Origin of the sequence: Lysinibacillus canaveralius, assembly GCF_047301505.1 — a bacterium.
GTDB lineage: Bacteria > Bacillota > Bacilli > Bacillales_A > Planococcaceae > Lysinibacillus_B.
The window spans coordinates 265,870-289,006 of sequence record NZ_CP154840.1 but is presented as its reverse complement, the minus strand read 5'-3'; the positions used below and the strand labels follow the sequence as shown (position 1 = coordinate 289,006).

The window sequence follows — 23,137 nt, the reverse complement described above, 5'->3', positions numbered from 1 at the left end:
AGACAGGGAAAAACTACCTAGTGTATATAAAAAATAACTGTAATTTTTCATATTAATAAGGAGGGGAGACAGATGAGGGTAAAATATAAGCCAACTGTACAGATAGACACCGAATATGATTACTTGTATGCGGCAGGGCGCTATGAGGAAGCGATTGACGTCATGCGCGTCTTTTTAGAAGAATGCGACCGAACCAAAAATCCTTATGGTGCAATGCTCGCCCATATCAGTATCGCTACTTGCTACTACTGTATGGGACAAAGTGAACGTGCTTTCCAAAGTATTTTACTGTATAAAAAATTATGCGATGAATACGGTGCTCAATATGAACAATATAATCTATGTCATCTCCAATCTCTGATCTATGAATATGAACTAAACTACAAAAAAGCGAAAGAGTCCACAGAAGAATGTATTCACCTTGCCAGGTCCTTGAATTTACCCCACGAATTATGCATCAGCTATAGTATGCTGAGTTATATTCACCTTATGACTGAACAATATGAAGATGCGCTTACGACTGCTCAAGACGCCTTGGCAATTGCTGAGCTCCATACTTCTAAGGATTCCCGAATACAGTGCCACATTTATAGTCTACTTTCAATCGCTTATGTATCATTGGACAGATTGCCTGAAGCTGCATTTGCTTTGAAGATAACGGGCCGTAACCCTTTCACTCAAAGCAGCCCGCTTGAACGGAGCCGTTATCTATACATACAAAGTCTCCTTACATTCAAGGAAGGAGATATTCAGCATGCCGTTTCCTTATTGACAGAAGCAGAGAAGCTTGCCTTTACTACCCAGAACAGCAGCTTGTTGAAAAGGGTTTACCTTCAACAGGCGCATGCTTATGAAAAGCTAAAAAACTTCGAGCTAGCCTATTACTATATGAAAAAATATACGCAGATGATGGAAGAGCTATACAAAGAATGCGTTCGTTCAAAAATCGAGGAGCTGGATATTCAATATAATATGTCTACACTCGAGCGGCTCGCTAATATAGATTCATTATCTGGGGTCTACACGCGTCATTATTTAGAAGCGGCATGTGATCAATGGCTAAGGACACAGGATCATATATGCTGTGTAGTTTTTGATGTAGATGACTTTAAAACGATTAATGACGAATACGGGCATCTCGTGGGAGACGAAGTGATCAAAGCAGTTGGACAAATGTGCCGGCATGTCATTCAAGAAGAACAAACGATAGTCGGCCGTTATGGTGGAGATGAATTTGTCATTCTATTTAGGGATTTTCCTGAAGAGCATTTAATGCATAAAATTGGAAAGCTGTTTCAGGCCCTCACAGGAATGAAAATTACAGGGCAAAATTATGAAATTCAATTTACTATTAGTATGGGTATAGTATCAACTACAAGCGTCATTGCGGGCCAATTCAAGCAGCTGTTCCAAATAGCCGACCAGGCACTCTATATGGCGAAAAACCAAGGGAAAAATCAAATCGTTACACTTTCTAATACAAATTCTCATACCAATTGTTCAAGCCATCCTCTTTCGTAGAGGATGTCAGCCTGGTGACAAACGCTTTCATCCAGCGTTGCTTGCCTCGCTCGTCCCCCCATGAACTTAGGTTCTATTGGTGTCTTCGCTCGTCGGCGCGCCTTGTCTGGCAAGCGTTTTCAAGACAGGCTGAGTAAAACATACCTTTATAAAACTAGTTGAAAAAACGTAAAGACAAAGTCAAAAAGTGACTTTGTCTTTACTCTGCCATCCTCTTTCGTAGAGGATGTTTTATTTTTGGGAAAAATAAAAAATGCCCGAAGCATAATCGCCCCGGCACATTTTTAAAAAGCACGTAAAAGTAAGCCTACTGATGAATAAATAATGACTGTCGCAAATAAGACAACCATGTGGATAAGAGAAAAGCCAAACATTTTGTTCGCCCATGCTTTCCCTTCCATTTTACGATAGCCAACAAAGCTCAGCCATAGCCATACCGCCCCTAAAATAAGCGATACGAGTGTCAATCCCCAGCTCAAAGGAGCAAAGAGGAAACTTGTTAAAATCAATAGAATCAAATATACATTCGACTGGATGTATGTCCGGCGTTCACCCTTTACTACAGGCAGCATTGGAATATTTGCTGCCGCATAATCATCACGCTTACGAATCGCAATCGCGTAAAAGTGCGGCATCTGCCAAATGACCATAATGATGAAAAGCGCCCAGCACGCAGGATGCCAAATATCCGGCGCCACAGCTGCCCACCCAATCAGCGGGGGCACGGCTCCTGAGATACTGCCAACCTCTGTATTCCATATTGTTCGGCGCTTTGTCCACATTGTATATGGCACAACATAGAGAAATACACCGAGAAAGCCTAAAAGAGCCGCCAGTGGTGTCGTCATATAAAGTAAGACTAACCCTATAACCAATAAAACAACCGCCACGATTAAAACCGTTTTCACACTGAGAGCGCCTGTTACCGTCGGACGAACTTTTGTGCGGGTCATCACCGCGTCAATATCGCGGTCATATACATTATTAAATGAACCCGCCGCCGCAATAACGGCCGCTGATCCGGCAAAAGCTAAAATAAGATTCCATATATTATCAATAAAACTAAGTTCATAGGTATATAATGCAAGCATCAAACCAGCTACCATAGGGACTAAATTTGATTTAATAATCCCTGTTTTGACTGCCTGTGCCCACAATTTAGAATAAGATTGCTTCTCCATTTCGTCTCTTTTCATTGCTCCCTCATATAATCACTTCCATTAGTATAACCCAACCATTACCTAACTTCCAATAGGGTAGACTTTTTTCTTATAAATGACACAAGTTATTGTTAATAGTTCGTGTCATTATTTTTGTATGATTTAATAAAATATTCCTAACAAATTTCCTCGTGCCTTCGCTTTTATTATTATGAACTATCTCCGCTGTCCTTTGATGAATCAATGCCCACTTTCTAATCGTGATTTCATTGCTTGTAAAAGAATATTCTGCTCCCCTGCTGTACAAGCATTCCTCTAATACTAGATACACTGTTTTAAACTATCTACTTTAGCCTGTATACTCCATATACGGATTTCTTAACAAGAAAAAACGTGTGAAGCTAGCGGCATTCACACGTTTTCAGGTAAGCGGGCTGACCCATTTAATAAAAGGAACCCCTTCATATTTAGTTATGACTTTTCGTTGGATATGAGACGGAAAAAAGTGATCAAGCTGCTCCTCTGTCATATCGAGCATTCTTTCGTAGCAGCCGATGCACATGAAACAATATACATTGTGAGAATCGACAAACTCGTACTGCCGGCGATTTGTGGCATCGACCAAATCAAAGCACACATCGCATTCCTTGACACCGTAGAATTCCATTCAAGATCACCTCTTCCCCTATATTATTTCACCCTTTCCTCGGCTTATAACATAGGAGCGCTCACTCTATCTCTTGGCTCTCGAATTTATAGGTATAATTATGCTTTAATTCTTACCTGACCATTTATAATACTTGCCATAAGCGGCCCTGATGATGTTCTTAATAAAAATCCATTTTTAAATTTTATAATGTCCGGCAACAGAGCTGCCCCGGCGTCTTCAAATTCGATTTGTACATCGATCCGAAAAGAACACTGCTGCAACTCTTCATATAATTGCTCCAGCACTTGATAATCCAGGTCAGGTGGTACATACACCGTCATATCCAGATCACTTGTCTCCGTTGCCACTGGAATGCCTGTCGCCAGCTCAAAGCCAATACTGCCTGTAGGTCCCCACTCCAAACGAAACGGAGCAATGATAGTATCAACTTCGGATAAAAAAGGATAGAACGAACTATCTCGATACTGTGCCAGATTTCTAACTAATGATTGTGGGGTGATTACCTGTTCTATATCTTGTTCATTAATAAAACCTGCAATCCGTTCACTTCGTTCTTTCCCTCGAATCCCTATAGCGACTGTCGAGGCAGTTGTTTTCATCCTTCTTGCTACTGCATAGTGCTGGGACGCCGGACGTGTGTATAGCCAATCCGGCACTGTCTCATGGAAAGTGATGACACTTCTATCTTGAAAACGGACGATGTCATGTACATTTACCATTGTTCATCAATCTTTTCTCTCACCTTAATGGAAGCGACCCGTCCATACTGCTTGGCTGTATCTGATTCTAGACGAACACGAAGTGAACGATCTTTGCTTTCTAAAATATCCTCGTAGGCCCGCTTGATTTCTCTTGTGACCTTTCCAACACAGCTATCGGTAGGTACTTGCCCGTGTACCCCTTTTAATAATGAAAATAATGCTCCGAGCTTTTGGAAAGAGTGGATATCATAAGCCATAGAAGGCACATTTGCCGCTGTCGCATCCAACTCCTCGATTGTTCGCATCGTGACGAGTGCCGCTGATTTTTTGGACATAACATGCACCTGAATTTCCTCATCATCAAGGGCAATCAAGCGGTTTCCTTGCATTCCATGGGACAAGAATGCACCGGAAATAGCTTTTCCAACGATTGCCGTAACAATTGGGTGGCCGTTTAGGCGAGCTGTCGCATAGGCATCAACCGCCGCTGAGCATGAAAGATAAATACCAAACAGCTCTTCATGATAGCCAAATGCCTGGCTAGGGACATCAACAATCGGCACAATGAGTCGTTTAGTACCACTTTTGCTGTCCTCCTCTATTGCCTGGTGAACGTATTTTGCTATTGTCCAGCCTTCAAGTAGTCCAACCTCTCCATTTTGAGCACGATAATAACTATTTGCTCTATTAGGCACCACTGCAATGAAACGAGCAGAAATCCCTTCTACTTCCCCATCTGCCACTAAAACAGATGGGACTTCTGAAATGGAGTGAGCACCATTTGCCAATTTCTCAAACCATGTACGTCCCCGGCTTTCTTTCGGTTCGTCTGGCAATTCCATTTTACCGTTCACACTGCTTCGGTTAGATAACAATTCAACAGCATCCACCGCTTCTATCCGTTCCTGAAGATTAAGGGACTTAAACAGCGCTAAAAATTCCTCGTATTGCAAGGTACGCTGAGGAACTTGGCCTGTCTCACCATTCCATATATCTAATATGGCTGTACGATAGTTAGAGACATCATCCTCCACGACACTATCTGCCAACCCTGCATTCTTTCGATTTGCTCCACCAATCATTTTCCAGATTAGCTGCTTATTTTTTGCATTTAATTCACGGATACCTGCTTCCTGCTCTACAACTTCCGGACCGTTCATCCCCAGCCGGCCTTCTCTCGTCATAATTAATGCGCTGCAAAGCCCCGCAGTAAGAGACATACCGCCAAACGAGCCGATTTTGCCTGGAATGACACCTACAACTGGTACGTATTGGCGTAATGCTACAATGGCTGAGCTGATTTCTGCAATGGAGAGCAAACCGTAATTCGCCTCCTGCAGCCGGACACCCCCAGTATCATAAATAATGACCGGATATACAAGATTCCCTTCTCTGCATTCCTCAACTGCCTTTTCCAGCGCTCCGGCAAATTTGGCACCAGATACTTCCCCGATACCCCCACCTTGGAAACTTCCCTCTATCGAAATCACCAGGGCAGTCCTGCCTTCAATTGTTCCTTTCACAATAATCATGCCATCATCATACTGAGGGACAATATTTTGAGCTTCTAGATGGGGAGATTCAAAGCGATCATATGGTCCTAAAATCTCCTGACCGCTACCTTCATCAAGCAGATGGAAAGCCCGTTCACGTGCTCCGCTTTCAACAAGACTTACTGTTAATGCATTAATCATTATTACTCACCTCCACTGCTTGAGCCAGCCGAATTGATACGACGCCTGGTGTTGCTCCAAAATCGTTGATAGAGATTTTGGCGAGGACATCCTGCTGTATGATAAAGCGTTCGATTACCTTTTGCCAAGTTTCCTTGAATCCCGTAACACCTGTCCGGACTTCAATGATGCTTTCATTTCCCTCAATCGGCTCGATCAATACTTCTAAATCTCCTGACCCTACCACACCGACATGTGCACTCTTCTTTACCTGTTTTGTGGCAGGTAACGTAAACGTTAACTTCTCCATGTTATACACCCCTTATGACATGTAAATGTTTTGATTGAAGCTGTTGTAATGTGCTGATGAAAAATGTGGCTGCAAGCAGGTCTGCACTGCCTCCGGGTGACAAGTGACGAGTAATGAAATCCTGGTTCATCTTGACCATACCTGCCACATTTTTATCTTTCAGCAGCCTGTAGGCATATGCTTGCGCATATTTAAGTCCCTCGATACCCCCTCGGTGCACAAGGCACGTATCTTCCAAGGTGGCAATCAGGCTTAATAACGCCAGCAATGCTGCTCGTTTCTCTCCATTAGCCGACTCTCTTTGATAGACCGGTAAACTGGCAGACAATATATGAGGAAAAGCTTCCTGTGCTTCCTGCCTCGCTCCCCTTAAACCGTATTTCTTAACTGCTCTGCTTCCATTTGTTTCAAGCATGGGCACAAAACGGTCTTCAATCTTAGCCAATTCTCCAGCTTTAAGGCACAATTCCTCTGGAGTTCCAATTCCTTTTAGCATGGCACAGGCTGCTCCCAGCAGACCCAATGACCAGATTGCTCCTTTATGTGTGTTGACTCCACCCGTCACAGCAAACATCATTGCTTCACCTTGACGCCCGATTTCGCCGAACTTTTCACGAATTGTTAAAGAAGGAACCTCTCCGTAACAAAGCATAGCCATGTCGTAAAATGTATCATATAGTGCGTAAGCTGAATCCTTCATCATAGATAACGTTAAATCTTGATGGGATCCGGTATCCCACATGTCCACCAGCCCTGGTTTAGGAGTTAGAGTTACTTCTCTGATTAATGCACGAGTGGCTCCTTGCGCAATCTCTCTGCACAGTAGTTCCTTCTCCACTACGCTCCCCCCTACCAGCTGCGGAATTTGGCAGGCGGTTCATATAAACCACCCGACCACTGAACTAATTCATCTATATTTTTAGCAGCAAGTAGTGAACGCTTCGCCTCTGCACGCCGAATACCTAAATCTTCCGGTAATGCCACAAGTCCTCGTTCTCGCAGAAGCGCTGTCGCTGTCGCATCATGTTTCATGCCAATTGGCGTCACGCCTGCGACAGCCGCAATCATCTGCCGGCGTTCACTAGGACTGTCACTCATATAAAGGTAAGCAATCCCTTCCTCCGTCACCACATGGGTTACATCCTCCCCATAGATCATCACTGGTGCCACTGCCAGTCCTGCTTGTTTCTTTACATCCACAGCATCAAGTCTTTCAACGAATACCGGCTGATTTGCATCCTGGAACGTTTCTGCCACTTGGACAACCAGCTTCTTCCCTCGTGCTAATTCATCTTTCGATGTCATCATGTTATACCATGCCTCTGTCGAATGACGACGTCCACCCGGGTCATGTCCCATATTTGGTGCCCCGCCATATCCGGCCACACGTCCCTTCGTAACTGTTGAGGAATTGCCAAGCGCGTCCATCTGCAATGTCGATCCGATAAACAAGTCTACAGCATATTGCCCGGCGAGTTGTGCCAATGTACGGTTTGAACGGAGACTTCCATCCCTTCCTGTGAAGAAAATATCCCGGCGAGCCTCAACATATTTTTCCATACCCAGCTCTCCTCCGAAGCAATGAACACTTTCAACCCAACCTGTTTCGATAGCAGGGATTAGCGTTGGATGAGGATTCAACACCCAGTTTCTGCAAATCTTCCCCTTTAATCCTAATTGTTCGCCATATGTGGGCAGCAATAGTTCAATCGCCGCTGTATTAAAACCGATTCCATGATTTAACGACTGTACACCATGCTTTTCATAGATACCTCTTATGCACATCATTGCCTGTAAAATCTGGATATCTGTAATATGCCGCGGATCTCTTGTAAATAGCGGCTCTAATTCGTAAGGTTCATCCGCTTGTACGACGAAGTCAACCCAAGAGCTTGGAATATCAATACGTGGCAATTCATCCACAATTTCATTTACTTGCGCGATAACGATACCATCACTGAACGCAGCTGCTTCCACAAACGTCGGTGTCTCCTCTGTGTTTGGTCCCGTATAGAGATTGCCAGCACGGTCCGCTTTATCAGCGGCCACAAGTGCCACATTCGGAATTAAGTCAATGAACAGACGGCCATATAATTCTACATACGTATGGAGATCACCCAGTTCCAAACGGCCATCTTCAATCATCTGGGCTATTCGCAAACTTTGTGGCCCTGCATAGGACATATCAATCTTTTTGGCGATACCTTCCTCGAAAATGTCCAAATGTTCCGGTCTGGAAACACTCGACATAATCATATGCAAATCGTATACCTTTCCTGGATCGACCTGAACAAGCGCTTTCGAGAGGAATGATGCTTGCTTCTGATTATTGCCCTCCATAATGACACGGTCTTTCGGTCTGATTAACTTTTCTAATACATCTACGATCTTTTCAGTTGGAATGATGACCCCATCTACCATTCCTTTTACCTTTTCAAGTTGCTCTTTTTTCGCATCCAGTCTTGTTGTCCAGTTTCTCCCTTGTGTCTGGTTATTCAATATGACCATCTATCTACACCCCTTTGTGATTTAAAATGTATAACACATCTTCAACCGCCACCTTTTGGGTACTGACGGCACGTACACCCGGAAATGCTGTATTCGCAAGTTTTGTTAATACATCCCCCGGCGGCATCTCTATAAAAATGCGAACACCATTTTCATATAAAACATTGGTAGCATCATGCCACTTCACTGGATGGCAGATGCTTTCAGCCAAATCGGCCTTAATTGCCTCTGCCTGACGCAACAGCCTGGCATTGCGGTTGGCAGCTATCGGTATCTTGGGACGCTGAAATAACATATTATCCATCTCTTGCTCTAATACATCCTTCACATGTTCAAAAAGCGGACAATGCGAAGGTGTAGAAACATTCAGCAGCTTAGCGGAACGCGCCCCTTTTCTTTCTACGTACTCCAGTACTCGTTGTATCGCTTTTTTGTTTCCAGAAAGCGTGATCTGTGTCGGCGAATTTTGGTTTGATACATAGACTGGCTGCTCCTCGGTATGGAATTCGGCTACGATATCTATCAGCTTATCTTCCGTTAGTCCGACAACAACCCCCATGCCATATTGCAGATCCAAACTTTGCTCCATCATCTGTCCCCGTAATGTAACAAGCTTCAGCGCCTGCTCGAATGTACAGGACTTAGCGGCAACAGCTGCACCAAATGCTCCTACAGAATGCCCTGCTACATAATCTGGTTTAGCTCCCTCCTGCTCCAAAAGGCGTGACATCGCTACCCCTGCAATAAGCAAACTTTGCTGCACTGCTTTTGTAGTGGAAAGCGCATATGGGCTATGAAGCGAATTGATTGTTGTTTCCAATATCTGTTCTGCTTCTTTCAATGTCCCGTGAACGACCGCCATATCTGGTAAATCCTCTAAAAAGCCGGGGTATTGCGTCCCTTGACCTGGAAATAGAAAAGCTGTCTTCAACGGCTCCCCCTCCTAAAGAAGTTGTTTACGAACACTATGGATTACATCTTCTGTATGCTTACGTAAGATTGTCTTTAATTCATCCAACCCATTGTTCTTCAATAACTCATATATAGCCTTATGCTCGTCAATGGATTTTTCTATCATTCTTTCTCTTGAAAAATGAATGACCTGAATACGCAGTAGTGGTAATGCAATCTTGCTATACATCTCAATTAACACCGGGCTTCCACTGAATTTCACTAAAATAAAGTGAAACTCATAATTGGCATGAGTATAGTCGATTTGGGACTTGCAGCTCTCCATCTTTTTCAACACTAACTTCATTTCCTCCAATAGCGTTTTCTGCTTATGAGGTTCTTGGATACGGTCTGCAGCTAACATTTCCAAATGATTTCGTATATCCAATAGGTCGCGTACATCATCAATTGTGTAACCCTTAATAAAGGCACCTTTGCGAGGAACTCTCTCAATTAATCCTTCAGTAGATAATAAGTAAATGGCTTCCCTCACCGGTGATCTGCTTGTATTGAATTGATCGGCATATACACTTTCCACAACCTTATCTCCAGGCCTTAATTCTCCTGATAAAATATTTTCTAATAATTTTTCTGCTATTGTTCTTGATAGGGCATTATCAAATGACTGATTGAAATACTCCATACCTAAACCCCCTGTTTCCTAGAAATACGGTCGACTGTATACAATTATTATATTTTATGAATATTCTTTTTTCAATACAATTTTACTTTTTATTCTGCTTTAAGCATAAATTATCCTTGATTATTGATAAATGCTGTTTTATGATGAAAACAGAATACAGTCGACTGAATTTTCAAAAATTCTATAAGGGGTGGATGTGTAAATGGTTATTTACGGTGTCGCAATTCTGGCTGGATGCTATTTAGCGGGGATGTTGGTTGGAGAATTCATTGGCATAGCAATGGGTGTCGATTCCAATGTTGGCGGTGTAGGGGTAGCTATGATTCTGCTAATTATTACAGTAGATAAACTGGTTAAGTCCGGGAAGATTAGTTTACCCGCCCAAGACGGCCTTGCCTTTTGGAACGGAATGTATATTCCAATCGTTATCGCCATGGCTTCAAGCCAAAATGTGATTGGTGCATTGACAGGAGGTCCGCTTGCTATCATCAGCGGCATTGCAGTGGTTGTGATCAGTTGGGCATGTGTGCCGCTGCTTAGTGGTAAAAAAGCAAAAGAAGCTGCAGTGGAATTTAACACAGGAGGGGATTTGAATGTGGGAAACAATTAAAGGACTGCTCGAAAGCAACGGATTAATTACAGGATTCTTAATTGTCGGTGTTACGATGTGGCTTGCCTATTTAATTTCAAACAAACTGACACGGGGTTTCATTCATGGTTCTGCAATTGCCATCCTTCTCGGATTAATTCTCTCTTATATTGGTGGCGCTTACAGTGGGGGCACTAAAGGGTTGGCTGATATTTCTTTCTTAGCAGGTATCGGCCTTTTAGGCGGAAGCATGCTTCGTGACTTTGCAATCGTAGCAACTTCTTTCGGTGCCAATTTTGATGAAATAAAAAAAGCTGGTGCACGAGGTACCCTTTCATTATTTATCGGTGTCATACTATCTTTTGTCATCGGTGTAATTTTCGCTGTTGCGTTCGGCTATACAGATGCTGTCAGCTTAGCTACAATTGGCGCGGGGACAGTGACATACATCGTCGGCCCAGTAACTGGTGCAGCCCTTGGTGCAAGCTCTGAGGTAATTGCCATCAGCATCGCAGCTGGTTTAATCAAATCGGTACTGGTGATGATTGGCACACCATTCGTAGCAAAATGGATTGGACTTAACAATCCGCTTACTGCCATGGTATATGGCGGTCTGATGGGGACAACTTCCGGAGTTACAGGTGGACTTGCTGCAACGGACCCACGTTTGGTCCCGTACGGTGCCGTTACAGCAACTTTTTATACAGGTTTAGGCTGTTTATTATGCCCAACCCTATTGTTTATTTTAACAGATATGGTTTGGTAAAAAATAAAACAATATACAGTTTATGTGTCAAATTTATAAAATCCTAGCCTGCAGAAGCAGGCTAGGATTTTATCATTTTCCGCGTCACCATTTTCAGCAGCGGAAGTACAACCAGAAAGATAAACAACAGCCTGAATAATTGAAATACGGTTACAATGGAAATATCCGCCCCTACCGCAGCGGCAAGAAGCCCCATTTGGTCAAGCCCTCCCGGAGCTGTACTTAGAAAGCTTGTAGCAAAAGAATAGCCAAGCAGCCACTGAACAGCTAAACTTCCAAAATAAGTTACGACGATAAGAGCCGCTGTATTGATTATTCCTGCCATCAACACTTTTTTAGGGAGACGAATCATATGAGGCTTCAAAAGCAGCCCAATATAAGCTCCTATCAGTAGTTGTGCTACATGAAGCAAAGATACGGGAATGGGCGGTACTTCCAATCCAAACATATGTATGACGATCACTAATAAAACAGGCGTTAAAAAATGTGCAACAGGCAGCTTTATTTTCAGACCCACCCATACTGAACAAGCAGCTAGGAAAAATACCGGGATAAGCCACAAGTTAAATGAATCTGCCTGCCCTCCGTCAGTCACGATATCTCCTGAGACGATGAATGGAATAACAAGGACGACAGCTACTACCCGAATAATATGAAAGAAAGTTACAATTGCCAGGTCGATATCCTTCTCCTCTTCAGCAAACAAAACAAATTGCGACAACCCGCCGGGAATACTTCCCGTTAGTGAGGTCTTTAGGGACATGCCAGTCCACTTCGTTGTCCAAATTGCTAAAATTACAGCAAAAGCGATAAGCCCTATATTTAGCACTGCCATATAGAGAAAGAGTAAGCCCATCCCATTGAATAAAGAAAGGTCGAATTGCTGGCCAATTGCCACTCCTACAATGATCAAGCCTGTATTACGCAAAATGGGCGGCCACGAAAGCTCTCCCTGTACTGCAAACTGACTGATCAGCACCGTAAAGATAGACCCGAGTAACCACGGAAGTGGAAAATGCAAAAAGCTAAACACCAGTGCACCAGCTAAAGCAATGAACAGTACTTTAACAATTCCTTTCATCTAAAGCCCCCTCCTTTTCTATGTTTGCCCTCTACTTTACTACTTTATCTATTTTAAGCAAAATTTTTATATTTCAGGTTGTATTTTTCCCACTATTCAATTAATATATTATTCACTAATAAACTATAATAGAGGGATGGATAATGAGAGGGACAATAAAGTTAACTGTTCAACACTGTTTAGTTTCATTAACTGAGGATGAGCTGCAGAAGTTTGAAAGTTTGTATCAAAAATGGAGCCCCCAGCTTCCCCCGCTTACTGCAAAGATTCATAACAGAGAGGATGCACTCGCAACCGTCCTGAACTGTTGGAAACTTCTCGGGCGATATCCGAAAGTAACTATTACGAAGGTAGAAAAGAATTTCTCCCATCAGTACAATTTTTATTTTATGGAGAAGCTAAATGCGTCAGCAGAAATCCCTGAATTCTTACGGAGCTGGCAAAACGATGCCGATCGGTTATTTATTCTTAGCTATTATTTAGGCTTTCATTTTATGCGCTGGATCGATTTTGTGCTCATTCGCAATAATAAAGAAACAGCCAATGAAGTGTTCGATAAAAACCAAAGCCGTCATTATTATTTGCTTGATGAACAGGATGTACAGAATTCCAACGATGAGACACTCTATATTCAGCAGCGTCTGATCACCTCTTTGCTCGCCCGAGACGATACGCGCAGAAATCGTTTCAGCCAGCTTGTCGAGCAGGCCATTAATCAGGCTCATTATACAATTGATACACATAACAGGACACATCATGAATAATTGTGGTGTGTTTTTTATTTTGAAAGAACTTTTAACAAGGAAGACACCTTTCTTTATTTATTATAATTGCGACCAACGTTATTATTTTGTTAGAAAACCTTTCTCCTTCTTACGGTCCAATATTTAAATTGTGTAGTAGTTGTCACAATGAACATGATTCTTGAGCAACCTGTACAATACGATATTTACCACTACTTAGTAGAAACTTAAAAGAGACGGCTTCTGGTAAAATACCGGGAGCCCTCTCTTTTATTTTCTAAAAATATTCCGCTTATGCCATTTAAAATAAGGTTTATTTTCTTCTCTTCGGTTGATACGCATTTTGGAATGTATACCATATTTTCCGTATTCGCTATTGCTGATCTCATTAGAGATATGAATTTTACCTGAGCCATCAAAGGCAATATATCCTTGGTCATATAAAATTTCATGGTTACAGCATAACAATAACCCATTATAGATATCCAGCCGCTCCTCATCTGTACTGTCTTTCCAAGGTTTCGAATAAGTAGCCCTTAGCAGTTCCGGTAAGTTAATCCCACAGAGCGCACATTGATGATCCCATAGGGGCGATAAGCCTTGTTTAAATTTCTTTTTCCCTTTTCGCAGTTTCTTTTTTGCTTCAGACTCAGTCTCTGCTAATACAGGAATCAGTGTATTGCGTTCTTTACTTGCAATAGTACCGATCGCAAACTCAAGCTGCTCTTGAGCTTCCTCATAAATATTTAAATCACTTATCAGTTCAAGCAATTTAAGCGCCAATAGCTCATTACATGGATAGAGGTAGCCCTGATTCCCATCTCCATCCTCCTGAAAAGCCGAATATTTCAATGGCAGCAACGGTTGGATTGCCTGAAGATTCTCTTTAATAGAAAGCGGTCTTTCCAGCTCCTCGTAGGCCGTTTCAACGGTAAATCCTAATGTGCTGTCACTCGCTTGATATGGACTCTTCCCCTCATGGCAATCCTGGCTGGCTATACTTATTGCAACAATTTCTCCCTTTACATAATGAAAAATTGCGTCTCCTGCCTTTACCTCTTTCATTCGTTCCCAAAAGTGCGGGGTTTGTCCGCTTTTATCCTTGATCAAAGACCAAATAACACCTTTTGATTTCTCCTCTAGATACGTACGCCCTTGCATGACGATGTAAAAATTCATCTTGTTGTTCACCTTTTAATGTTTTTTAATTTTATCATTCTTTACTTTCCGTTTCTTTCGTCGAGCAAACCACAAATGTATTTAACACTTCCCCCTGCTCACTGATGAGGAGCGCATTTAACTGGCCCCCATATGCACAGCCGCCGTCAATGCCAATATAAGTACCAGATGGGCTAACCCAAATATCATCCACTTCATGCATATTACGTGTTGGCGTATGACCAAAAATATTAATTAACCCAGTTTTATTTTCTTCTTTATAATGATTGCGGATCCATAGAAAATCTTGAGTACTTGTATTCTGCCAATCTTCAAGTGAGGAATCGAAGCCTGCATGCGTGATGAGCAAATTGCCGTATTGATAATAATGGCGAGCTTTTCGCAAAAATTCAATTTCTGCTGCAAATTGCGTTCTTAGAATGGCTGCATTTTGTTCAACCGCTCCTTCATCCAAATCTTTGATAAATGAGCGTAACATTTCTAATCCGCCATTTACTAAAAACGGTGTCGGGTCCTTCATCCTTCCGTCTACATAGTACATCAGCATATCTTCATGATTCCCCTTCATGACAATGACCTTTTCAGGATGCTGCTGCTGAAGGTCCATCACGCGCTGTACTACCTCATAAGAATACTCCCCTCGGTCGATCATATCTCCTAAAATGACAAGCTGGCTTTCTCCATCCCAGTGCTGTAATATTTCCTCAAACTGCTTGTACATACCGTGAATATCGCTAACAATAAATAAATTCATAACAATTCTCCCTGTCCAATTGGTTACATTTATTATACCCCTTTTACTTGCTTATAGAAAAATAAGGAAAATAAAATAATTAATTTCTTATAAATGTTTTCTCTTCTATCTAGAAAATGTTCTGTCATATGATAGATCTGTTCAGGAAGCCCCGCAGCCTCTCTTGGCTGGTGTGCTAAAAACAGTGTATAACTCCTGCCAGCGCATGATAGTACATACACGATTTCTTGTATATTAAAAAGGTTATGATAAAGAAACTGGCTGATGGCGGTTTTATCTTTTTCGGTTAAAGCTACCGCCGGCAGCCTCCCGCGGCAAGCTTCCCAATAGTATGTATAAGCCATCAGCAATTCACGTTTTACTCTATTCCCCCTAATTGTGTCATCAGCCTTTATTTCTCCCTCTATTTATACAATCGAAAGAAAAATGGCCTGGGAGCATATAAAGAATTTTTATTATTTATTGTATGTGGAAATCATACACGTTCCTAAACACTCTGCAGCAGTTTCAATCTCCACCGCCGCCTCCATCTCCTCCACCATCACTTCCACCATCTCCGCTGCCACTAGATCCATCGAATGCCCCGTCAATGACAGAGCCCGCAAGATCAAGGAAATCTACTTCTGATGCATCCATTTCCGGTATATCGCTATAAGCCTCACTAGATGTATAGAGCTGTGCTGCTATCAAAAGCAGGTCATCACCTAGCGGAAGGTCTTCGCTTCTTTCATCAAGAATATCGTGTATCGCATATATTTCGGGTAGTGCTTCTGCTTCTACACGGGCAAGAGCCAATAGGCAGATCACATTGTAGGTATCCAACTCGAGCCTATCTTCATCTTCCATAATCTTGGAAAGTATGCAAACTCGCTCCCACACAGATGCCTCGAATGTGCCCGTTCCTAAGACGAGCAGGAGGGCCGCAAGCTTTCCTTGTTTGCCACTATACCAATTCAAGTCGGTTAAGCGATTGTAGTAGTCTTCATAAGCCGTAGCCAGCTCATCGGCCGATTCTGGCCTCCCAGCAAGTACCGCAAGTAAAGCCTGCGATATAGGGAACCACTTCATTCCCGGTTTCTTCTTTAAAATATTGTAGATATCTTTCATTTTAGAGATCTGTCCTGCTTCTCTAATATACATCGCTGCCCGGTAGGCTTCTTCTCCACCAATCATTATGTTCTTCTGATAGACAAGCGCCTGCTCTATTTTGTGCAGCTGTCCAGCAAATTGTGCATAATAGAGATGCTGCAGTTTTTGGTTCATTCTAATTTTCTGATACCATTTTGTATTTGTTTTAATTGTTTTCACTGCTTCCTCATACTCTTTAACAGAGAAAGCCATTCCCTTTATCGCCAGCTTTGCAGCTACCCTTTCCCCTGTTTGTATAGCTCCCTTTCCAAAAAACAAATGAACATTCCTCAAATTCTCAAGGAACAGTTTTACTTTTTCATTCATACATGACACCTCTTTATTGTCTTCTATCTCTATTTAACAGGTTAATAGAAAAATAGCCTCATCTTTCTAACCAATTGAAATTGAAAGGAAAAGACACCTCGCAGTGTGCTTGGTGCCTGTGTCCGTTAATTATTAATATATCGCTCAAATGTCGCGCCAAAATCTTTTTTCATGAAAGCTTCCCTATTTTGAATGAGCCAGTCATGTGAAAATGCCGTGATCTGCTCAAAAGAGGCAGACGCCATTGTCTCTGTATTCCCGCTCCGTCCAATCGCTGTAGATGCAATTGTCAAACTTTGTTTAGCCGCATCCAACTTGTAGGCGTTTAACTTCTGCTCAAGCGAAATAGCATGAAGCGCCTTGTATAAATCTTTGATTTCATTAATAAATCTCTTATGGATATCAATGGAAAGAGCAGTACTGCCGATTGTAAACTTAATTTCTACATCCAGATCAATTGTACCCGCTGTTTCAAGAAACACATTATCGATTGTATAGTGTTCGTAGTCATAGCGACGAAGCAGGCGCTTTTTACTTAATGCGCTTGTTCCGTCCACATGAATTAGTCCGTAGTTTGTGAAGCAGTACTCGTCTGACTTTGTCTTGATTAAAAAGTAAATCTCTTCATCAATCTCATTAAAGATAAAATCATCGGCATCTGTTTTGTCAAAATCTGAACGTGGTACAACTACACCAATATCAGATAAACCTAATGCGTCAGAAGCAATTTTTTTAAACATATGGGTTCCCCCTCCTGTAATTACTTAGTAAATATACGACCAAAAATTCGAAAAGTTTCAAATAAATTATAGCAGGTAGCAGAAAAAACTTCATCAATTATCCAGAATAGAAAAGCAACATCCCAAGGAATGGTGCTCAGTCTGTTGACAAATGCTTTCATTCAGCGCTGCTTGCCTCGCTCGTCAGCGCACCTTGTCTAGCAAGCATTTTCAAAACAGACTGGGTAAAGCCTCCTTAGAAAAGCTCTTTAAAAAACGTAAAGACAAAGTCGATTATCGACTTTGTCTTTACTCAGAGCATTATCCTATAGGAATGGTGCTTACATATTCTATAACTCTTTTCTCCATAGCTTACTTGGCCAGTAAGAAAACTTACCGAAAACCGTAATAAGGGCTGGTACAAGCAAAGGTCTTACAATGAATGTATCAAGAAGTACACCCACCGCTGTAACAATACCGAATTGAACAAGTAATTGGATTGGTAATGTTGCAAGCACTGCAAATGTACCTGCTAAAATTAATCCTGCTGAAGTAATAACTGCTCCGGTTGAAGCAACGCCCCCTGCGATTGAATCCGCATGCTTACGATCCCGTTTGCGATTTTTCCAAATATCAGAGATCATAAAGATATTATAGTCATTGCCAAGTGCGATAATGAACACGAAGCTATACAATGGGATAGCACTAGCCATCGCTTCATGACCAAGTAATCCATGAATGATGAGCCATCCTGCCCCTAGCGCTGCAAAGAACGACACAATTACGGTAACCATCAAATGTACTGCTGTGATAAGGGCTCGTAGATAAACAAGCAATACAAGGAAGATAATGACAATCATAACTGGCTGGATTAGCTTTTCATCATGATATTGCACTTCTTTTGTATCAAGCTGTGCACTCGTCTCTCCACCAAGCCAAAAGTCTGTTTCTGCTAGACTAGCGCCTGTCATAATTTCCTTCATATCTGTCTTCATTTGCTCTACATCATCCATCGCTTCATTCGAATATGGATTTTTATTTAAATCTACTTCATACAACTGAATATTTGGATTCGTTTGTCCTGTTCGCACTTCACTTACTAAATCAATATAAGGCAATGCCGCCAGCTCATTCGAAATATTTACGTCTTTTCCTTCTGTGTCAATCAGCACCTGTACTGGTGCTAGCTCACCTGGTGTGAAGTTCTCCTCTATTAAGGTAAAGCCTTCACGTGATGGCATATCCTCTGGGAAGGAAGATAATAAATCATAATTATATTTAATATGAGTTGATGCATATGCCAAGCCGATTAATATAACTCCTGTCAAAATGATGACAAGCCAAGGATTACTTGTTACAAAGTTTCCAAGCTTCCGCATATAGCGGTGGTTTTGCTTCGGCTCCTTATACGGCTTTTTCTTTTGTGAAGCATAAGCTTTCGCCATCTCAGTTGTACGTGGTACAAACGGCCAGAATGCTGTTCTTCCTAGAACCGCAAGCACTGCTGGAAGGAGTGTCAAAACAGCAATACCTGTCAGCAGCACGCCAAAGCTGAATGGAACAGCAAAGCGCTGAAACGCCCCGTAGTCTGCTAACGCCAGTGTTGCAAGACCGATTACAACTGTCAATCCGCTCATAACAATAGCGCCAGCAGATTCGCGAATGGCCTGTGCAAGAGCCAGGAATTTATTTTCCTCTTCTAGGAGAATATCACGATAGCGTGTAATCAGGAATAGACAGTAGTCTGTACCTGCCCCAAATAAAAGTACAATCATAATAGAGATGGCCTGTGCATCCTTGTCAATCCAGCCAGACTCGGCCATCCACCCTAAAAGCGGGCTCACAACCATAAATGCAATGCCCACGACAACTAGCGGAACGATCGCTAAAATTGGAGAACGATAAATTAGCAGTAAAATAACGAGAATAATAATAACTGTAGCTACCATTAGCTGGAAGTCAGCAGATTTAAATAAGTCAGTCGCATCCACTGAAATTCCTACAGGCCCCGAGAAGCGGGCATGCAATACATCATCATTTAAAGATGTATTATAGGGATTTTCACCAATTTGTTCCTCTGTAATACGTGTAATTTCCGCTAGATTTTCCTTTAACGTTTCTGTATTTGCATCTGTACTAAAAAATACAGGTGTTACGATGGAAGATCCGTTTTCAGATACCGACCCCATCAGCGCTTGTGGTGGCATCTGATCGAATGGAGGAAGAGTTTCCTGTCCGGGCAGCGGGTTTGCCCCGAGCTCTGCGTATAATTTTTGAATACCTTCTATATCTGTCATTTCCAATCCGGCTTCTTTATACCATACAATCAATAATGGAATGCCGGAATCTGATGGAAACTGTTCGCCCAGCAAATTATCAGCTTGCTGGGACATCAGTTCAGCTGGCAAGTCAGGACCAGCATAGTTATCTACACTATTTACTTGCGGGAAAATCATGGCAAGTATAACCGCCATGGCAATCCAGAGTGCAAGGGTAACCCATCTCGTCTTCTTGCCCCCTACCACTTCTCCCCATCTTTCCAACGGGTGTTTTTTCATGTGACTTCCTCTTTTCTACTCCAATAGATTTTCGTTTCTTTACATTTCACGGGTAATCTAGCCGCAAACCATCATGCTACTTCTCTATACCGCAGCCGATAAGACTGCTCTCTTTACAGCAAAAGTTGTCTTAGAATTTTTCCACATTCAAAAGTTGCTGGTCTGGTCTTCCTACAGGGAATTCCGATCGTCATCTGAAACTAATACTAGTAATGAAGTATACCCAATAATTTATCCATTTAAATCCAAAAAAGCTTCTTGTGTCTTTAAATAAGTAATTCGATTCTTTCTAGCGTAATTTCATGTTCCTATTTCAGGTGCAGTACATTTCCCGCTATTTCAAAATACCTTTTGTCGCTTTTTTTACCTTAAACGATCAGTCATCCGCTTATTAAGCTCCTGACACCTCAAACTAAGAGGACGTTTCCGCCGCTCTTGCCAGTTAGACAAAATATATACAGCTTGTAATTTTCCCTCAACATTGAAGACAGACCTTTTCTATGCTGACAACTTCTCCATTCCCCATTTACTCATCCCAATCCTCCCATTTGGTAAGAACTTTTCTCTTTTACGAGAACAAACGTTGTACAATATATATAAGAAAAAACTGATCTGTATAACTTGAAATTTTTATTTTAAAAAAAATCTCCTGTTTTTGTTGTTTCATTTATAAATTTATAGGTAAAACCTTCAGATGTTATACAAAGATTATACACTCATTATACAATGTTTGACAACTCCTTCTTTTTTCTGTTGAATGTTAGTAGCACATCGAGAATAAATTCAGAAATCGGGGGTGATTGAATGAATAAAAAGCTGACATACTCAATTCAGCAAGTGGCTGACATGACAGGTTTATCTAAACAGGTAATTCGAAAATGGGAAGACCGATATGGCATTATTACACCTGAGAGAATGGAGAATGGCTATCGTATCTACAATCAGGCCGAAGTGTCGCTGCTTCAGAAAATTGTAGCATTGACTGAGGCTGGACATTCGGTCAAACAAGCTGCCATGCTTGTCCAACAAGAGCCTGATGAGCTGGAGGAAGTAATTGAAGAATCTGTAGATCGATTCGGATATTTCCTTTATGCCCTGGAAGAGGCTGGTAAGCTGGCTGATGATAAGAAGATTCTCCATCTCCTTGAACAAGCACATCATCAATTCGGTATAGAGATTTCCATTCAAAAAGTCATTCTTCCCTTCTTACAAAGAATCGGTCAGCTCTGGTGTGATAAAGAATGGGGAGAGTACCAGGAAGCGGTCAGCAGCCAAACGATTCGTGACTTTTTGGCAAACGTTCGCCGCCGCTTTTATGTTCCAGACAATGCTCCACTTATTGTAGGCAGCTGTCTGCCAAATGAACGTCATGAAATTCCAATGCAAATCCTGCTCGTTCAGTGCTTGCTGCGTGGTTACCGTACGCTGATGCTTGGACCTGCTCCTGCACCGACAGCCATCGAATCTACTGTTCGCTTAGCCAATCCAGAAATCGTATTATTGAGCGCTACTACCGAATCCGCATGGGAGGACGGAGGAAAAAGCCTCTTAGCTCTTGATGCCTTTGCTAAAACTGTACCTCATGTAAAGTTTTTTCTCGGAGGCGCTGGGGTGATGGGACAAGTAAAGCTTGAAGCAATCCAAGAAGCACATTCTTTAAATGATGTGTTTTCACATTAGAAAAGGCGGGAAAATTTCTTTCTCGTCCTTTTCTGTTCTTTCCCTATTTTATTCAAATTCCCCGCTACAAAATTAGTTACAAAACATAAAAAGCTACCTAACCTTTTCAAGTCAGATAGCCCTTCTATTACTTTTGTTTATTGTATTCCTTTTCAGTACCGTCCGCAAAGCGTACTTCTAATTCTAAATCCGTATAATCTTCTTTCAGATTAAATGCACGAAGCACTTCTGCGATCACTTCATCATCAGCAGTTGATGCATCAAAAGTGAATGCCTGGAAGATTGGTTCTAATCGTGTATAAGCCTCATCGCCATATACATTTTCACCATTCACATCATCTTCAATAGATGCCTCTACACCTGATTGTTCATTTTCATACTCCGCTTCAAAGCTTTCTGTCATAGAGTATTCGACATCAAGTGAAAAGTGTGTGAAATCAAAGGCGGGATTGGCGTTGGATACTGCATTGTTATTAGCACCATTGTTAGCATCATCAGCAGTATTATCTGCAGTGCCATTATCCGTTGTACCGGTATTAGAAGTACCATCATTTTGTTCTGTTGGTGCATCCTCAGGTACATCCTTCACTTCTTCGTCATCATTGCCACAAGCCGCCAATAACAACATACTTAGCGGGATTGCCAGCCATTTTGCATTTTTCATATAAAATTCCACCCCTCTATAACTTATTACGATATATCAATACCCTGTCTTCAAAAAAATATACAGACGCATATCATTTTTTTGATGTTTGAAAAATCAAAAAAGTCAGTCTATATGTGATAAAATAAATCGAAGGGGGAATAGATATGGAATCCGCTATAATTGTTTCTTTTCTAGGAACTGCTATTCTATTGACATTAATGCCCGGCCCGGACATTTTGTTTGTTATCGCTCAAAGTATTTCTCAGGATGTTAAGGCCGGAATTGTGACAGCATGTGGTCTTTGTACAGGGCTGCTTGTACATATTACAGCTGCTGTATTAGGTATCAGTGCTCTTATTTATAGTTCATCAGCAATCTTTTCTATTGTGAAATTTGCTGGTGCTGCGTATTTGCTCTACTTAGCATTCTGTGCCTTCCGAGCAGGTACTAGTTCTGTCCACTTTAGTGAAAAAAGCGCTGTTGCCTACGGAAAGCTATATCAAAAAGGAATTATTATGAATTTGCTGAATCCAAAGGTCTCTCTCTTCTTTTTGGCCCTGCTTCCCCAATTTATACAAGGGGGAACGAACGTGCCTGAACAAATGATAGTGCTAGGAGGTATATTTTTGGCTCAAGCCCTCTTTATTTTCAGTGTTGTCAGCCTTCTTGCCGGCCGGATTGGTTACTGGCTGACAACAAATCGCTTCCTTTCCATGCATTTACATAAACTAGAAGGCTCACTCCTCGCCTTTATCGGGGTAAACATCGCCTTTTCAGACCATTCCGAGTAGTGAACATCCTCTGCAGATCACAAAAAAAATCCGCAGACT

General features: G+C 41.9%; 23 protein-coding genes. 6 read left to right on the top strand and 17 right to left on the bottom strand.

What is annotated here, in order from left to right:
• Positions 1–72 precede the first annotated feature (72 nt).
• Positions 73–1,521, top strand: coding sequence for a diguanylate cyclase (locus AA0Y26_RS01535; RefSeq protein WP_413364524.1), 1,449 nt, complete (start codon positions 73–75; stop codon positions 1,519–1,521).
• A 284-nt stretch (positions 1,522–1,805) separates the two neighbouring features.
• Here AA0Y26_RS01535 and cyoE read toward each other — a convergent pair whose 3' ends face one another.
• The 9 genes from cyoE to AA0Y26_RS01490 all read right to left on the bottom strand — a co-directional run bounded on the left by cyoE (position 1,806) and on the right by AA0Y26_RS01490 (position 10,137).
• Complete coding sequence (cyoE, locus tag AA0Y26_RS01530) at positions 1,806–2,717, bottom strand: heme o synthase (protein ID WP_413364523.1); 912 nt, start codon at positions 2,715–2,717, stop codon at positions 1,806–1,808.
• Positions 2,718–3,102: 385 nt separating this feature from the next.
• A complete protein-coding gene (locus tag AA0Y26_RS01525) occupies positions 3,103–3,348 on the bottom strand; it encodes a hypothetical protein (RefSeq protein WP_413364522.1) in 246 nt (81 codons plus the stop codon).
• Between the two features lie 98 nt (positions 3,349–3,446).
• On the bottom strand, positions 3,447–4,070 hold the full coding sequence (locus AA0Y26_RS01520) for a malonate decarboxylase holo-ACP synthase (protein WP_413364521.1): 624 nt from the start codon (positions 4,068–4,070) through the stop codon (positions 3,447–3,449).
• Positions 4,064–5,746: a biotin-independent malonate decarboxylase subunit beta gene (locus tag AA0Y26_RS01515; RefSeq protein ID WP_413364520.1), complete on the bottom strand. Its 1,683-nt coding sequence runs from the start codon at positions 5,744–5,746 to the stop codon at positions 4,064–4,066. Before AA0Y26_RS01515 ends, AA0Y26_RS01520 begins: the two co-directional genes overlap by 7 nt.
• Positions 5,739–6,035 (bottom strand): malonate decarboxylase subunit delta, encoded by a 297-nt coding sequence (locus AA0Y26_RS01510; protein WP_413364519.1) that lies wholly within the window; start codon positions 6,033–6,035, stop codon positions 5,739–5,741. The genes AA0Y26_RS01515 and AA0Y26_RS01510 overlap by 8 nt, the downstream gene beginning before the upstream one ends.
• Before the next feature lies 1 nt (position 6,036).
• On the bottom strand, positions 6,037–6,873 hold the full coding sequence (locus tag AA0Y26_RS01505; protein WP_413364518.1) for a triphosphoribosyl-dephospho-CoA synthase: 837 nt from the start codon (positions 6,871–6,873) through the stop codon (positions 6,037–6,039).
• An 11-nt stretch (positions 6,874–6,884) separates the two neighbouring features.
• On the bottom strand, positions 6,885–8,543 hold the full coding sequence (mdcA, locus tag AA0Y26_RS01500) for a malonate decarboxylase subunit alpha (protein WP_413364517.1): 1,659 nt from the start codon (positions 8,541–8,543) through the stop codon (positions 6,885–6,887).
• A 4-nt stretch (positions 8,544–8,547) separates the two neighbouring features.
• Complete coding sequence (locus AA0Y26_RS01495; protein WP_413364516.1) at positions 8,548–9,474, bottom strand: ACP S-malonyltransferase; 927 nt, start codon at positions 9,472–9,474, stop codon at positions 8,548–8,550.
• Between the two features lie 12 nt (positions 9,475–9,486).
• On the bottom strand, positions 9,487–10,137 hold the full coding sequence (locus AA0Y26_RS01490; protein ID WP_413364515.1) for a GntR family transcriptional regulator: 651 nt from the start codon (positions 10,135–10,137) through the stop codon (positions 9,487–9,489).
• Between the two features lie 202 nt (positions 10,138–10,339).
• On the opposite strand from AA0Y26_RS01490, the gene madL reads away from it, so the two are divergent.
• Both madL and madM read left to right on the top strand, forming a co-directional pair.
• A complete protein-coding gene (gene madL, locus AA0Y26_RS01485; RefSeq protein ID WP_413364514.1) occupies positions 10,340–10,747 on the top strand; it encodes a malonate transporter subunit MadL in 408 nt (135 codons plus the stop codon).
• The gene (gene madM, locus AA0Y26_RS01480; protein ID WP_413364513.1) at positions 10,731–11,492 is read left to right on the top strand and encodes a malonate transporter subunit MadM; all 762 of its coding nucleotides are present in this window, start codon (positions 10,731–10,733) and stop codon (positions 11,490–11,492) included. Before madL ends, madM begins: the two co-directional genes overlap by 17 nt.
• 61 nt (positions 11,493–11,553) lie before the next feature.
• Here the strand turns inward: madM and AA0Y26_RS01475 are convergent, their stop codons facing one another.
• Positions 11,554–12,573 carry an AbrB family transcriptional regulator gene (locus AA0Y26_RS01475; RefSeq protein ID WP_413364512.1) on the bottom strand — a complete coding sequence of 340 codons (1,020 nt, stop codon included), beginning with the start codon at positions 12,571–12,573 and terminating at the stop codon, positions 11,554–11,556.
• 143 nt (positions 12,574–12,716) lie between these two features.
• On the opposite strand from AA0Y26_RS01475, the gene AA0Y26_RS01470 reads away from it, so the two are divergent.
• Positions 12,717–13,337 carry a hypothetical protein gene (locus AA0Y26_RS01470; protein WP_413364511.1) on the top strand — a complete coding sequence of 207 codons (621 nt, stop codon included), beginning with the start codon at positions 12,717–12,719 and terminating at the stop codon, positions 13,335–13,337.
• 249 nt (positions 13,338–13,586) lie between these two features.
• Here the strand turns inward: AA0Y26_RS01470 and AA0Y26_RS01465 are convergent, their stop codons facing one another.
• The 6 genes from AA0Y26_RS01465 to AA0Y26_RS01440 all read right to left on the bottom strand — a co-directional run bounded on the left by AA0Y26_RS01465 (position 13,587) and on the right by AA0Y26_RS01440 (position 19,981).
• Positions 13,587–14,495, bottom strand: coding sequence for an HNH endonuclease (locus AA0Y26_RS01465; protein WP_413364510.1), 909 nt, complete (start codon positions 14,493–14,495; stop codon positions 13,587–13,589).
• A gap of 34 nt (positions 14,496–14,529) precedes the next feature.
• On the bottom strand, positions 14,530–15,249 hold the full coding sequence (locus tag AA0Y26_RS01460; RefSeq protein ID WP_413364509.1) for a metallophosphoesterase: 720 nt from the start codon (positions 15,247–15,249) through the stop codon (positions 14,530–14,532).
• A 32-nt stretch (positions 15,250–15,281) separates the two neighbouring features.
• Entirely contained in the window at positions 15,282–15,593 is a 312-nt protein-coding gene (locus tag AA0Y26_RS01455; protein ID WP_413364508.1) for a hypothetical protein, read from the bottom strand.
• 163 nt (positions 15,594–15,756) lie between these two features.
• Entirely contained in the window at positions 15,757–16,704 is a 948-nt protein-coding gene (locus AA0Y26_RS01450; RefSeq protein ID WP_413364507.1) for a DUF4003 family protein, read from the bottom strand.
• 125 nt (positions 16,705–16,829) lie between these two features.
• Positions 16,830–17,444 carry a PH domain-containing protein gene (locus AA0Y26_RS01445; protein ID WP_413364506.1) on the bottom strand — a complete coding sequence of 205 codons (615 nt, stop codon included), beginning with the start codon at positions 17,442–17,444 and terminating at the stop codon, positions 16,830–16,832.
• A gap of 329 nt (positions 17,445–17,773) precedes the next feature.
• Positions 17,774–19,981, bottom strand: a complete 2,208-nt coding sequence (locus tag AA0Y26_RS01440; protein ID WP_413364505.1) for an MMPL family transporter — start codon at positions 19,979–19,981, stop codon at positions 17,774–17,776.
• Between the two features lie 804 nt (positions 19,982–20,785).
• Here AA0Y26_RS01440 and AA0Y26_RS01435 point away from each other — a divergent pair.
• Positions 20,786–21,661, top strand: coding sequence for a MerR family transcriptional regulator (locus AA0Y26_RS01435; RefSeq protein ID WP_413364504.1), 876 nt, complete (start codon positions 20,786–20,788; stop codon positions 21,659–21,661).
• 127 nt (positions 21,662–21,788) lie between these two features.
• Here AA0Y26_RS01435 and AA0Y26_RS01430 read toward each other — a convergent pair whose 3' ends face one another.
• The gene (locus tag AA0Y26_RS01430; protein WP_413364503.1) at positions 21,789–22,325 is read right to left on the bottom strand and encodes a YusW family protein; all 537 of its coding nucleotides are present in this window, start codon (positions 22,323–22,325) and stop codon (positions 21,789–21,791) included.
• A gap of 146 nt (positions 22,326–22,471) precedes the next feature.
• On the opposite strand from AA0Y26_RS01430, the gene AA0Y26_RS01425 reads away from it, so the two are divergent.
• Positions 22,472–23,098, top strand: coding sequence for a LysE family translocator (locus tag AA0Y26_RS01425; protein ID WP_413364502.1), 627 nt, complete (start codon positions 22,472–22,474; stop codon positions 23,096–23,098).
• Positions 23,099–23,137: the final 39 nt, after the last annotated feature.